This window comes from Streptomyces sp. NPDC014733 (assembly GCF_043083385.1).
Lineage (GTDB): Bacteria > Actinomycetota > Actinomycetes > Streptomycetales > Streptomycetaceae > Streptomyces.
In genome coordinates this window covers 132,516-146,763 of the sequence record NZ_JBIBYO010000010.1, presented here as the reverse complement: position 1 = coordinate 146,763, position 14,248 = coordinate 132,516, and the positions used below count along the sequence as shown (strand labels likewise).

Sequence of the window (14,248 nt, the reverse complement as noted above, 5' to 3'; positions counted from 1 at the left end):
GCCATGCCGCTGACCGTGCTTCTCGTCGACGACGAGCCCCTGGTCCGGGCCGGGCTCCGGGCGATCCTCCAGGCGCAGCCGGACATCGAGGTGGTCGGTGAGGCGGCCGACGGCGCCGCCGTCATCCCGCTGATCCGCCAACGGGGCCCGGACGTGGTGATGATGGACGTGCGGATGCCGCTGCTCGACGGGATCGAGGCGACCCGCGCGGTGCTGGCCGGTGTCCCCGATCCGCCGAAGATCCTGGTGATCACCACCTTCGAGAACGACGACTACGTGTACGAGGCGCTGCGCGCGGGCGCGAGCGGCTTCCTGCTGAAGCGGGCACACCCCTCGGAGGTGGTCCACGCGATCCGGGTGGTCGCCGCCGGTTCCTCGCTGCTCTTTCCGGCCGCCCTGCGCCGGATGGCCGCCGACCACACCAACCCCCGTGCCCGCGCGCTGCTGGAGCGCGCCGCGCTGACCGGACGGGAGGCGGAGGTCCTGCGGCTGATGGCCCGGGGCCTGTCCAACGCGGAGATCGCCGCCGCGTTGGTGCTGGGCACGGAGACCGTCAAGACCCATGTGAGCGCGGTACTGGCCAAGGTGGGGGCGCGCGACCGTACCCAGGCGGTGATCGCCGCGTACGAGTCGGGGTTCGTCGTCCCCGGATAGGACGCGAGACGTCCGCAGGGCGCCGTCCCCGCGCGGGTTCCCCTGCGCGGGGGAGAAGGCTCCCGCGCGTGGGGGAAGCGGGGCCACGGCCCCGCCCGGCAGAGTGCGGAGCATGACAAGGCCACGACGCACCGGGAGAGACCGGGCGGACGGGCGGTCGCCGCGACCGGCCGCCGCCACCCCGCACACCACGACCCTGAGGCGATGCGCACTCGCCGTCGTCCTGGGGGTCCTCACCCTCGGCGCGGCACCCCTCGCTCCCGCCGCACCCCCGCCCGCAGACCGGCTCGCCTGGACGCCGTGCGCACAGCCCGGCGGCCCTGCCGACCAGCAGTGCGCCGACCTGTCCGTCCCGGTCGACCACCGTGAGCCGGGCGGCGCCCGCCTCACCCTGCGCGTCACCCGCCTGCTGAGCGACAGGCCGGCCGCCCGGCGCGGCGTCCTGTTCGTCGCCCCCGGCGGCCCGGGCGGCTCCGGCGTCGAGGCCCTCGCGCACCGGGGGCCCGCCCTGCGCACGGTGCTGCGGGGCACCTACGACCTGGTCAGCCTCGACCCGCGCGGCGTCGGCGGCTCCGGCGGCACCGGTTGCGGACTGCGCGCGGACGACCGGGACGTGCTCGCCTTCCGCGGCTGGCCGGGCCCCGACGGCGACCTCCGCGACGTCGCCACCCGCGCCCGCCGCACGGCCGACGCCTGCGCCCGCAACGGCGGCGCGGTGGTCCGGAGTTACTCCACCGCGAACGAGGTGCGCGACATCGAACGCCTCCGCCGGGCCCTCGGCACCCCGAAACTCTCCCTCTACGGCGTGTCGTACGGCACCTACGTCAGCGCCACCTACGCGCAGCGCCACCCCGAGCACACCGACCGCGCCGTCCTGGACAGCACCGACGACCCCGATCCGACGCGCGTGGGACGCGGCTGGAACGCCCGCACGGCAGCCGGCGCCGACGAGCGGTTCCCCGACTTCGCCCGGTGGGCCGCCGACCCGGCCCGGGACGCCGACGGGCTGCGCCTGGCCCGGCGCCCGGAGGGGGTACGGCCGCTCGTGCTGGCCCTCGCCGACCGGCTCGACCGCGCGCCCCGGGCCACCGACACCCCGCACAAGCTGCTCACCGGCAATCTCCTGCGTCAGGCCGTCCAGCAGGGGCTCACCGACGACGCCGCCTTCCCCTGGCTGGCCGGGCTGATCACCGCGGCCGAGGACCCGGACGCCACACCGGCCCTGCCGCCGGGCTACGGCACGCCGATGCCGGACCGGGACGCCACCGTGTTCCTGGCGACGGTCTGCAACGACGTGCGCTGGCCCCGTGACGTGCAGCGTTACGCCCGTGACGTGGCTGTCGACCGGGTGCGGCACCCGCTGACCGCGGGGCAGCCGGTCACCCTCACCCCGTGCGCCTTCTGGCCCGGTGAACCGGCCGACGCACCGGTGCACATCACCGCGGACGGCCCGCCCGTCCTGATGATCCAGAACCTCCGGGATCCGACCACGCCCTACGCCGGTGCCCTGCGGATGCGGACCGCTCTCGGCGCGCGCGCCCGGCTGGTCACCGTCGACCGCGGCGGCCACGGCGTCTACCTCGCCCACGGCAACGCCTGCGGTGACCGGGCGGTGACCACGTACCTGCGCACCGGCCACCGCCCGGCGGCCGATCTGCGCTGTACGGACCGGCCCGGGGCGTGAGGGAACGGGGGGCCCGGCCGGTCACCGGCCGCCCGCACCCCCCCGTGACGACCGGTGGCTACGCCGAGAACGGCGGCCGCTCACCCGCCCACGGTGCCGCCGCCTCCAGCTGGGCCGCCAGCCGGAGCAGCACGTCCTCCCGTCCGTAGGCCGCGACGAGTTGGACGCCGATCGGCAGGCCCTCGGCGTTGCGGTACAGGGGCAGCGAGACGGCGGGCTGGCCGGTGAGGTTGAAGGGCAGGGTGAAGGCGATGCCCTGGGCGACGCCCGCCACCAGCTCCATCGGCTCCTGCGCGGTCGGCGCGAGGTGGCCCAGCGGCAGCGGTGGGGTGGCGAGGGTCGGGGTGAGCAGCACGTCGACGTCGTTCTCCCAGAGCGCGGCCACCTCGCGGCCCCACCGCTGCCACATCTGTACGCCGGACAGCCACTGCGCGGCTGTCACCGAGCGGCCCGCCTCCGCGAGCGCCGCGTTCATCGGCTCCAGGTCACCGGGTTCCAGCGGGGCGCCGATCCGCTGCGACCAGTAGGCCACCTCCCAGGCCAGGATGGCGGCGAAGAGGGTGGGCAGCGCCTCGAAGAGGCCGGGGGAGTCCAGGGCGGGCGCCGCTTCCGGGGCGACCCGGTGGCCGAGCCCGTCGAGCAGCCGCGCGGTGTGCTCGACCGCCGCCACGCAGTCCGCGTGGACCGGGGCGGTCGCACCCGGCGGCGCCGTACGGAACCCGATGCGCAGGACGCCGGGGTCGGCGCCCACCTCCTCGCGGTAGGGCCGGGCCGGGGCGGGGGCGGTGTACGGGTCGCCGGTCGCCATCCCCGCGGTGGCGTCCAGCACCGCCGCGGTGTCGCGGACCGACCGGGTCAGGACGTGCTCATGCGTCCCCGGCCCCCAGTACTCGCCGAACTCCGGCCCCAACGACGTCCGGGCCCGGGTGGGTTTGAGGCCGACGAGACCGCAGGCGCTCGCCGGGATCCGGATCGAACCGGCCATGTCGTTGCCGTGCGCCACCGGCACCAGGCCCGCGGCGACCGCCGCCGCCGAGCCGCCGCTCGAACCTCCGGTGGAGCGGGTCAGATCCCACGGATTACGGGTCGGGCCGTACGCCAGCGGCTCCGTGGTCACGCTGGTGGCCAGCTCCGGGACGTTGGTCCGGCCGCAGATGACGAACCCGGCTGCCAGGAACCGCCTGGTCAGCGTCGCGTCCTCCGGGGCGCGCCAGCCGCGGTCGCGCAGGGCGCGCATACCGCTGTGGGCCGGGTCGCCCGCGGAGTGGCACAGCACGTCCTTCAGGAGCAGGGGCACCCCGCGGAACGGGCCGTCCGGCAGCGTCGCCGAGCCCGCCGCGGCGCGCGCCTTCTCGAACAGCGGCGTGATCACCGCGTTGAGCTTGCCGTCGAGCCGTTCGATCCGGGCGATGGCCGCCTCGACCAGCTCGGTCGGCGACACCACACCACGGCGGACCAGTTCCGCCTGGGCGGTCGCGTCCAGCCAGGCGAGCTCGTCGTCCGGGGGCTGCGCGCCGCTCGCTATCGGTCCGCCGCCGGGCGCCTGATGCTGTGTCATTTCTGCCTCTTCTCCTCGCGGTTGTGCCGCAGTCCACCGTAGGGAGGCGGAGGGGGTGTCCGCCGCGCCGGGCGCGCACGGAGGTGCGCCCGTGGTGTTCTTTCGCACCGGCGGATTTCCGGGGGCGTGGCGAAGCCCTTTCCGGGGCCCGGGAAAGGTGAGTGTATTCCGGTGTGTGTGGTGAATGGTGTGCCGAATGGTGCGGTCGGCGGAAATCCCCGGCGGAGAATATAGGAATATCCTCGGAGCGCTGCGGAGAGGCGTCCGCCGGATTGTGGCGGGCCATTACCGGAGCCAGGGTAATTCTTTATCCGGAGCGCGTGGCGCGTCGGTCGATTCGCGCCAACCGCAGGTGCCGTCGAAGTCCTGAAAGTGTGTCACCTTGCCCGTCGAATTGCCTCATTTGCCCTGATTTATACGGGAGGAAGTCGCCTGGTAAGTAGCATTTACATGCTTTATGTGTGGGTGTGATGAAGGTAGGGGCCCCCGGTTGCGCCGTCTCGTCGGCGAACGGGATATCCGCAGGTGGCGGATGCGCCACACGGAAATTCCCCGGACGTGGAGCCGGATGTTCCCCGGTGCGGCGACGATCTTCTCCCCGTGGTGCGGCCGATTGTTTTTGTGGCCTGCACGCGGCTGGTTCGAGGGAGAGGGCAGTTCTACGTTCTTCAACGATCCCTTCGGTGGGAACGGGAAATGGGGGAGCTGTGCGGAAGAAAAGCGAGCGTGGCGCGGCAGGAGCCGGAGGCGCCCTTCCGGATTCCCCGGGCGCCGGGGCACACCGGTGAACCCCCGGGCGCGCACCCCCTGATCCGCCACCGCCCCTCCGTACCGCACCACCACCGCATCCCGCCCTCGTACGGGCACGACGCGTCCAAGGAGTTCACGTGGGGAGAGAAGAACCGACCGGAACCCCGCCCGGCCGCCCCGCCGGTGCCGCACCGGCCACCACCCCGGACGGGACCGCACCACCGGCCACCGCCGACGGTGCCGCACCACCCGCCACCCCGGACGCCGCCGGCCCGGCGCCCTCCCTGGAGACCGCGCTCGCCGCCGTCCTCGCCGCGGTCCTGCACACCGAACACGTCCCCGCCGAAAGCAACTTCTTCGACGACCTCGGAGCCGACTCCCTGGTGATGGCGCACTTCTGCGCCCGCGTCAGGAAACGCCCGGAGCTGCCCCCGGTCTCGATGAAGGACATCTACCGGCACCCGACCGTCGCCGCCCTGGCGGCCGCCTGCGCCGACGCCGCCCCCGGCACCCCCGCGGAAGCCGAGCCCCCCGCCGCGGCCGGCGAACCCGCCCCGCCCCCGCCCGTCCACCGCACCGCCCGCTACGTCGCCTGCGGCGCCGCCCAACTCGCCTTCTTCCTCGGCTACTCCTGTCTCGTCGCGTTCGCCACCACCCGCGGCTACGCCTGGGTCTCCCGCGCCGCGTCACTCCCGGCGCTCTACGGCCGGGCGGTCCTCTTCGGCAGCGCCGAGTTCACCGGCCTCTGCGCCTTGCCTGTGCTGGTCAAATGGCTGCTCATCGGGGAGTGGACGGCCCGCGAGTTCCCCCTCTGGGGCACCACCTACCTGCGCCTGTGGATCGTGAAGGTGCTGGTGCACGCCAACCCCATGGTGCTCTTCATCGGCAGCCCGCTCTACCCGCTCTACCTGCGGGCGCTCGGCGCGAAGATCGGCCGGCACGTCACCATCCTGTCCCGCACCGTCCCCGTCTGCACCGACCTGCTCACCATCGGCGCCGGCTCCGTCATCCGCAAGGACGCCTTCTTCCTCTGCTACCGGGCCCACGCCGGGCGTATCCGCACCGGCCCCGTCACCCTCGGCCGGGACACCTTCGTCGGCGAACGCACCGTCCTGGACATCGACAGCTCCATGGGCGACGGCGCCCAACTCGGCCACACCTCCACCCTCCGCAGCGGCGACACCGTCCCCGCGGGCGAACGCTGGCACGGCTCCCCGGCCCGCCCCACCGACGTCCTCTACGCACGCGTCGCCCCCCGGCGCTGCGGAACGCTGCGGCGGGCCGTCTTCGGCGCGGCGGACCTCGCCAAGACCCTGCTCCTCACCATCCCGCTCACCCTCTCCCTGCTCTCCCTGGTCTGGGACGGCCTCCCGATGCCCGGCGGCCACGGCGACCTCGACGAGCAGCCCCTGACCTCGGCCGCCTTCCACCTCGACGCCCTGGTGCTGTCCCTGACGCTCTTCTTCGGCGCCGTCCTCCTCGGGCTGGGCGTGCTGCTCACCGTGCCCCGCCTGCTGCGCCGCACGATCGAGCCGGACACGGTCTACCCGCTGTACGGCCTGCGCTACAGCACCCACCGCACCATCGCCCGCCTGACCAACCTGAAGTTCTTCATCCAACTCTTCGGCGACAGCAGCTACATCGTCCCCTACCTGCAAGGAATCGGGTACGACCTCTCCCGCGTCGAACAGACCGGCTCCAACTTCGGCTGCTTCCTCCAGCACGACTCGCCGTTCCTCACCACCGTCGGCAGCGGCACGATGATCGCCGACGGACTCTCGCTCCTGAACGCCGAGTTCTCCGGCTCGTCCTTCCGTGTCAGCCGCACCACCATCGGCCGGCGCAACTTCCTCGGCAACCACATCGCCTACCCCGCCGGCGGCCGCACCGGCGACAACTGTCTCCTGGCGACGAAGGTGATGGTCCCGCTCGACGGCGAGGTCCGCACCGGCGTGGGCCTCCTGGGCTCGCCCAGCTTCGAGATCCCGCGCACCGTCGACCGCGACGCCCGCTTCGACCACCTGCGCACCGGCGACACCCTCCGCGACCGCCTCCGGAAGAAGAACCGCTACAACCTCCGCACCATCGCCCTCTTCCTGCTCATCCGCTGGGCGCACTTCCACGGCATCGTCCTGCTGAGCCTGATCACCACCGGCGACGACGACACCCTCGGCACCCTGCTGGAAGCCGGCTTCCTGGTCGGCGCCATGACGTACACCGCCGTCTACTACGCCTTCGTCGAACGCCTCCTGACCCGCTTCCGCCGCCTGCGGCCCCAGGTGTGCTCCATCTACGAACGGGACTTCTGGCACCAGGAACGCGTGTGGAAGGTGCCCGAGACCCACTTCAACGCCTTCAACGGCACGCCCTTCAAGAGCCTGCTGTGGCGGCTGCTCGGCGTCCGGATGGGCCGCCGGGTCTTCGACGACGGCTGCATCCTCACCGAACGCACCCTGACCGCCATCGGCGACGACTGCACCCTGAACGCCGGAAGCAAGATCCAGTGCCACTCCCAGGAGGACGGCACCTTCAAGTCCGCCCACAGCACCCTCGCCGCCGACTGCACCCTCGGTGTCGGCGCCCTCGTCCACTACGGCGTGACGATGGGCCGCGGTGCGGTACTCGGCGCCGACTCCTTCCTGATGAAGGGCGAGGAGGTCCCCGCACACGCCCACTGGGCCGGCAACCCGGCAGCCCCCGCGGAGCCCAGCCGCCGGCCGGTCCCTGTGCCGCCCCGGCCCCGCGAGCCCGGCGCCACCGCCGCGGAGCACGCACCGCGCTGACCCGGCGGCCGTACCCACCCCACCCGGCACCGCGGCCCCCGCGGCCCCGCCGTGCCCCGTCCCACCAGCAGGAAGGGTTCCTGATGACAGAGCCGACCGACCACGACCGGGAGTACTGGCGCACCGTCCTGACCGACGCGGGACACACCGCCGTCCCCCGCTGGGCCCCCACCCCCGTGCCCGGCATCGCCACCCATGAACTCGCGCTGCCCGCCGAGCTGATGGACCGGCTCGACCGCTGGGGCGGCGAGCACGGCGTCCCCCGGGAGTCGATCCTGCTCGCCGCGCACACCCGCGTGCTCGCCGCGCTCTCCGGGGAACGGCAGGTCACCACCGGCTGCACCACCGCCGCCACCGGCCCCGCCCTGCCCTGCCGTCTCGCCGCCACCCCCGTCACCTGGCGCGAACTGGCCCAGGAGGCCGCCCGCGTCCTCACCGATCTCGCCGCCCACCGCCACTGCGAGATCCCCCGCCTCGCCGCCGAACTCGGCCTCGACACCGTGCCCTTCGAGGCCGAAATCGACCCGTACGGCCACGGTGGCGACCCGCTCGGCACCAGCGTGCTGCGGCTGTCGGTGACCCGTCACGGCGTCGGTGCCCGGCTGCGGACCCGCCACCGCACCGACGCACTGGACGCGGAGAGCGCGGCCCGGATCGCCGGATACCACCGCACCGCCCTCACCCACTTCGCCGCCGACCCCGAAGCCCCCTACGGACGCCTCGGTCTCCTCTCCGACAGCGAACGCCGCTTCCAGCTCGACGGGTTGGCCGGGCCGCACCGCCCGCTGCCCGACCGCCGCTTCCACGAACTCTTCGAGGAACGCGTCCGCACCCACCCGGACGCCGTCGCCGCCGTCCGCGGCGACCGGTCCCTCACCTACCGGGAACTCAACGACCGCGCCAACCGCCTCGGCCACGCCCTCCTGGAGCAGGGCCTGACCCGGGAGGGCGTCGTCGCCGTCGTCAGCGAGCGCTCCCTCGACTGGATGGCCGCCGTCCTCGCCGTGTTCAAGGCGGGCGGCGTCTACCTGCCCGTCGAACCGCACTTCCCGCCCGACCGTATCGCCGCCATGCTCACCCGCGCCGGCTGCGCCCTCGCCCTGACCGAACCCGGCAGCGCCACCACCCTGGACCAGGCCCTCGCCGCCCTCCCCGCGGTCCGCACCCTCGGCATCGACACCGCCCTCGCCGCCGGCCACCCCACCGGCGACCTCGGCGTACGGGTCGCCGCCGACCAACTCGCGTACCTCTACTTCACCAGCGGCTCCACCGGCGAGCCCAAGGGCGCGATGTGCGAACACGCAGGGTTCCTGAACCATCTCCACGCAAAGATCGCCGACCTGGGCATCGCCGAGGGCCACACCGTCGCCCAGACCGCGCCCCAGTGCTTCGACATCTCCCTGTGGCAACTGGTCGCCGCCCTCCTGGTCGGCGGCCGTACCCACCTGGTCGAACAGCCGGTCGTCCTGGACGTGGCACGCTTCGTCGACACCCTCGCCACCGCCCGCATCACCGTCCTCCAGGTCGTCCCGTCCTACCTCGAAGCCGTCCTCACCCAGCTGGAACGCAGCCCCCGTCCGCTCCCGGACCTCCGATGTGTCTCGGTCACCGGGGAAGCGCTGAAGAAGCCCTTGGTCCAGCGCTGGTTCGCCGCCCGCCCCGGCGTCCGGCTCGTCAACGCCTACGGACTGACGGAGACCTCCGACGACACCAACCACGAGGTCATGGACCGTGCCCCCGACGGCGATCGGATCCCGCTCGGCCCGTGCGTCCCCAACGCCCGCGTCTACGTCACCGACGACCACCTGGAGCCGGTCCCGCTCGGCGCCCCCGGCCAGATCGTCTTCTCCGGCGTCTGCGTCGGCCGTGGCTACGTCAACGACCCCGAACGCACCCGGCAGGTCTTCGGCGACGACCCGCACCGCCCGGGCGAACGGCTCTACCAGGGCGGCGACATCGGCCGCTGGCTGCCGGGCGGCAAGCTGGAGTTCCTCGGCCGCCGCGACGCCCAGGTGAAGATCCGCGGCTTCCGGATCGAGATCGGCGAGATCGAGAACGCGCTGCTGCGCGTGGACGGCGTACGCGACGGCGCCGTCGTGGTGAGCGGCGAGGGCCACGGCAAGCACCTGGTGGCCTTCTACAGCGGCCCGGGCCCCCTGGAGACCGCCGTGCTGCGGGCGCGCCTGGGGGAGTCGCTCCCCGCCTACATGGTGCCGACCGCCTTCCACTGGCACGCCCGGCTGCCGCTCACCGGCAACGGCAAGATCGACAAGCGGACGCTCGCCGGGTTCGCCGCCCGCCCCGCGCCGCCGGAGGAGCGCCACCGTCCCCCGCGGACCCCGGCCGAACGGCGGCTGGCCCGGGCCTGGTCCGAGGTGCTCGGCGTCCCGGAGGCCACCGTCGGACGCCACGACCACTTCTTCGACCGCGGCGGCACCTCGCTGGCGGCGGTCAAACTCGTCATCGCCCTCGACCGGGCCGTCTCCCTCAAGGACCTCATCCGCCGCCCCGTCCTCACCGACCTCGCCGCCCTGCTCGACGACGGCCGGGCGCCGGAACCCGGCCTCCTCCAGACCCTCGCCGAACCGGCGGACCCGCCCCGCGGCCATCTGGTGGCCTTCCCCGGCGCGGGCGGCAACGCGCTCGGTTTCCTGCCGCTGGCCGAGGCGCTGCGGTCGGCCGGGTACGCCACCCACGCCGTCGAACTGCCCGGCCACGACCCGGCCGACCGCACCCCGCTCGCCCCGCTGGAGCGGGTCGCCGAGGCCACTGCCGACGAGATCGCCCGCCGCGGCCTGACCGGCGTCGTCCTGTGGGGCCACTCCGCCGGCGCTGCCCTCGCCGTCGCCACCGCCCGCCTCCTCCAGGACCGCGCCACCCCCGCCCGCCACGTCTTCATCGGCGCCCGCCTGCTGGCCGAGGCCGCCGAGGCGACGACGGCACCGGGCGATACGGCGGAAGGTCACACGGCCCCCGGCACCACCGAGGGGGCCGGCGCCACGGGGGACGGGCGTACGGCCCCCGGCGGCGCGGAGGAGAGACACGCGCTGTCCGGAAGCGGGGCCGCGGCCACCGGCCTCGCGGCCGACGGGGGGACGGGCCCGGCCGCCGTCCGGATCACCGGAGGCGGCACCCGCCTCGCCGCCGTCCGCACGGGTGCGGCGACAGCCCTCGCCGCCGGAAGCAGGACGGACACCGCCCCGCCGGTGCCCGGGGACGCGCCCGTCCCCGTCGCCCCCGAGGACGTACACGCCGCGCGCGCCGCGGCCCACCGGCACGACAGCGCGGCGGCGCACCGCTACCTCGCCGCCGCGCTGGACCAGGACGAACGGCCCGTCCCGCTCACCGCGCCGCTCACCCTGGTGCTCGCCGACGACGACCCGCTCACCTGCACCACCGGCCGGCCGCACCACGCCTGGCGCCGGTTCGCCGACGACGTCACCCTCCACCGGCTGCCCGACGGCGGTCACCACTTCCACCACACCCGCCCCGCCGAAACCGCCCGGGCCGTACTCGGCGCCGTCACCGCGCCACCGGCCTGACCTCGCACCCGCCGGCCGACCACCGACGGGCCCCACCCACCCGCCGGCCTACCAGGCCACCGACCCGCGGCCCGCCGCCCCGTCCACCCGCCGAGCGACCCGCCCCGAGCACTCCGTCACGGAAAGAGGCCCCATGGCATCGCCCCCTTCACCGCCCCTGCCCGTCCCCCTCCTCCGGGCCGGCCGACCACCGGTCCTTCCCGTGGAGCCGCGCGGCGACCCGGCGCGCTGGGCGGCCCGGCACCGGGACGCCCTGCGCGCCCTCGTCACCGAACACGGCGCCCTCCTCGTCCGCGGCCTCGGACTGCGCGACACCGCCGGGACCGCCGAGGTCTTCGCCGCCCTCTCCGACGACCTGATGGCCGAGACGGAGAGCTTCGCCCCCCGCCAGGCCCGCGCCACCGGCACGTACAGCACCACCCCGTGGCCCGCCAATCAGCAGATGTGCCCACACCACGAGCTGAGCTACGCCACGGAGTTCCCCGGTCTGATGCTCTTCGCCTGCCTCACGGAGCCCGACGGCGGCGGCGAGACGGTGGTGGCCGACGCGTCCGCCGTCCTCGACGCGCTGCCCCGGCGGCTGGTCCGCCGCTTCGCCCGGCAGGGCTGGCTGCTGACCCGCACCTACAACGACGAGATCGGCGCCTCCGTCGCCGAGGCCTTCGGCACCGACGACCGCGCCGCCGTCGAACAGCACTGCCGCACCCACGCCATCGCCTACCGCTGGCAGCCCGACGGCACCCTCCGCACCCGCCAGCGCCGCAGCGCCGTCGTGCGCCACCCGCTCACCGGCCGGCGCTGCTGGTTCAATCAGGTCGCCTTCCTGAACGAATGGACGCTCGCCCCCGACATCCGCGAGTACCTGGTGGACAGCTACGGCCCCGACGGCCTGCCGTTCAACACCCGCTACGGCAACGGCGACCCCCTCGAACCGGAGACCGTCGACCTGCTCAACGGCGTCTACCAGGCGCTCACCCGCCGCACACCGTGGCGCTCCGGGGATCTGCTGCTCGTCGACAACATCCGCACCGCGCACGGCCGGGAGCCGTTCCACGGCCGCCGCGAGATCCTGGTCGCCCTCGCCGACCGGGTGTCCCTGACCGACTGCTCGCCCACCATCGAGGTGACCGCCGCATGACCACCACCGAGTACCACACCGACACCCGGCCCACCGCCCCCGCGCCGTCGTTCGCGGTGATCCCCGGCCACCAGGTCCGGCGCGCCCTGACCGGCCGGGCCCACGAGATCGTCGACCTCGTCGAGGCCACGTACCGCCTGCACGGCGAAGGCAACTCCGTCAACCCGCCCTCGTACTTCCTGAAGTTCCCCGACCGGCCCACCTCCCGCATCATCGCGCTGCCCGCCTCGCTCGGCGGTGGTGCCCCGGTCGACGGCATGAAATGGATCTCCAGCTTCCCCGCCAACGTCGGCGCCGGTATCCCCCGCGCCTCCGCGGTGCTGATCCTCAACGACCACGACACCGGCTACCCGTTCGCCTGCCTGGAGAGCTCCATCATCAGCGCCACCAGGACCGCGGCGTCCGCGGCGCTCGCCGCCGACCGGCTCAGCCGCGGCCGCCCCCGCCCCCGCCGCGTCGGCTTCTTCGGCACCGGCCTGATCGCCCGCTACATCCACACCTTCCTGGCGGAGACCGGCTGGGAGTTCGACCACATCGGCGTGCACGACGTGTCCCCCGACAGCGCGGCCGGATTCCGCCTCTACCTGGAGCAGTCCGGCGCCGGACCGGTCACCGTCCACCCGGCCGCCGAGGACCTGATCCGCACCAGCGACCTCGTCGTCTTCGCCACCGTCGCCGGAAAGCCGCACGTCGACGACGCCGCGTGGTTCGACCACCATCCGCTGGTGCTGCACATCTCCCTGCGCGACCTCGCGCCCGGGATCATCCTCGACGCCGTCAACATCGTCGACGACGTCGAGCACTGCCTGAAGGCGGACACCTCCCCGCACCTGGCCGAACAGCTCACCGGCAGGCGCGACTTCCTCACCGGCACCCTCGACGACGTCACCGCGGGCCGCGTCACCGTCCCCGCCGACCGCACCGTGATCTTCTCCCCCTTCGGCCTGGGCGTCCTCGACCTCGCGGTCGGCCGGTACGTCTACGACGAGGTGGTCCGCGCCGGCGAACTCCACCGGGTCGACGACTTCTTCCACGAACTGCGCCGTCATGGCTGACCGGCCGGGAGCGCTGCCACCGAGGAGGGACGCAGTATGACGATCATCTCCGGGCCCGCGGAGTTCAACGCCGAAGACCTCTACGTCGACCTGCGGCCGATGGTGGACCACTCCCTCTTCCTGAAATGCGAGGGCTTCAACTTCGCCGGCTCCATCAAGCTCAAGGCGGCCGCCGCCATGGTGGAGGCCGCCGAACGCGACGGCATCCTCAAACCGGGCTCCGTCCTCGTCGAGTCCTCGTCCGGCAACCTCGGCGCGGCCCTCAGCATCATCGCGGCGAGCAAGGGCTACGGCTTCCTGTGCGTGACCGACGCCCGGTGCAACCTCTCGGCCCGCCGGTTCATCGAGGCGATGGGCGGCCGGGTGCACATCATCGCCGAACCGGCGGCCACCGGCGGTCTGCTCGGCGCACGGATATCCCACGTCAGGGCCTTGTGCGCGGCCGACGAACGGTACGTCTGGCTCAACCAGTACACCAACGCCGGCAACTGGCAGGCCCACTACCGCACCACCGCACCGGGCATCGCCCACCACTTCCCGCACCTGGACGTCCTGTTCATCGGCGCCGGCACCACGGGCACCCTCATGGGGTGCGCCCGCTACTTCCGCGAACACCGCCCGGCGGTGAAGGTCGTCGCGGTGGACAGCGTCGGCTCGGTGACCTTCGGCGGCGAACCGGGCCGCCGTATGATCCCCGGCCTGGGCGCCGGCGTCCGCCCGGCCCTGCTCGACGAGGACTTCGTGGACGAGGTGATCCATGTCGAGGAGGCCGACACCGTCCGCGCCTGCCACCGCCTGGCCCGCCGGGGTTTCCTCTTCGGCGGCTCCACCGGCACCGTCGTCAGCGGCGCCACCAACTGGCTCGCGCACCACCGCACCCCACGCCTCACGGCCGTGGCAATAGCCCCTGACCTCGGCGAACGCTATCTGGACACCATCTACCAGACCAACTGGCTGCACGCCCTCTACGGCGAGGACGTCCTGGGCCCCGACCCGGTCGCCCCGGACCTCGAATCGGCCTGAGACCCCGGACGGACGCCGCCCGGCCCAGGGAAGCCACCCCGGGCCCGGGCGGCGCGCCTGT

Annotated in this window: 8 protein-coding genes; 7 read left to right on the top strand and 1 reads right to left on the bottom strand. The window is 73.8% G+C overall.

From position 1 onward, the window contains the following. Positions 1 to 3 precede the first annotated feature (3 nt). Both ACF1BH_RS22405 and ACF1BH_RS22400 read left to right on the top strand, forming a co-directional pair. Positions 4 to 654 (top strand): response regulator, encoded by a 651-nt coding sequence (locus ACF1BH_RS22405; protein ID WP_391644793.1) that lies wholly within the window; start codon positions 4 to 6, stop codon positions 652 to 654. Positions 655 to 766: 112 nt separating this feature from the next. Then, entirely contained in the window at positions 767 to 2,338 is a 1,572-nt protein-coding gene (locus ACF1BH_RS22400; protein ID WP_391644791.1) for an alpha/beta hydrolase, read from the top strand. A gap of 58 nt (positions 2,339 to 2,396) precedes the next feature. Here the strand turns inward: ACF1BH_RS22400 and ACF1BH_RS22395 are convergent, their stop codons facing one another. Further along, the gene (locus ACF1BH_RS22395; RefSeq protein WP_391644789.1) at positions 2,397 to 3,896 is read right to left on the bottom strand and encodes an amidase; all 1,500 of its coding nucleotides are present in this window, start codon (positions 3,894 to 3,896) and stop codon (positions 2,397 to 2,399) included. 887 nt (positions 3,897 to 4,783) lie between these two features. Here ACF1BH_RS22395 and ACF1BH_RS22390 point away from each other — a divergent pair. From ACF1BH_RS22390 to sbnA, 5 genes are all read left to right on the top strand, one after another. Then, the gene (locus tag ACF1BH_RS22390) at positions 4,784 to 7,429 is read left to right on the top strand and encodes a Pls/PosA family non-ribosomal peptide synthetase (RefSeq protein ID WP_391644787.1); all 2,646 of its coding nucleotides are present in this window, start codon (positions 4,784 to 4,786) and stop codon (positions 7,427 to 7,429) included. A gap of 83 nt (positions 7,430 to 7,512) precedes the next feature. Further along, positions 7,513 to 10,971, top strand: coding sequence for an amino acid adenylation domain-containing protein (locus ACF1BH_RS22385; RefSeq protein ID WP_391644785.1), 3,459 nt, complete (start codon positions 7,513 to 7,515; stop codon positions 10,969 to 10,971). Between the two features lie 133 nt (positions 10,972 to 11,104). Beyond that, positions 11,105 to 12,109, top strand: a complete 1,005-nt coding sequence (locus ACF1BH_RS22380; RefSeq protein ID WP_391644783.1) for a TauD/TfdA family dioxygenase — start codon at positions 11,105 to 11,107, stop codon at positions 12,107 to 12,109. After that, on the top strand, positions 12,106 to 13,164 hold the full coding sequence (gene sbnB / locus ACF1BH_RS22375; RefSeq protein ID WP_391644781.1) for a 2,3-diaminopropionate biosynthesis protein SbnB: 1,059 nt from the start codon (positions 12,106 to 12,108) through the stop codon (positions 13,162 to 13,164). The genes ACF1BH_RS22380 and sbnB overlap by 4 nt, the downstream gene beginning before the upstream one ends. Positions 13,165 to 13,200: 36 nt before the next feature. Further along, positions 13,201 to 14,187, top strand: coding sequence for a 2,3-diaminopropionate biosynthesis protein SbnA (sbnA, locus tag ACF1BH_RS22370; RefSeq protein WP_391644779.1), 987 nt, complete (start codon positions 13,201 to 13,203; stop codon positions 14,185 to 14,187). The last annotated feature ends 61 nt before the right edge of the window (positions 14,188 to 14,248 follow it).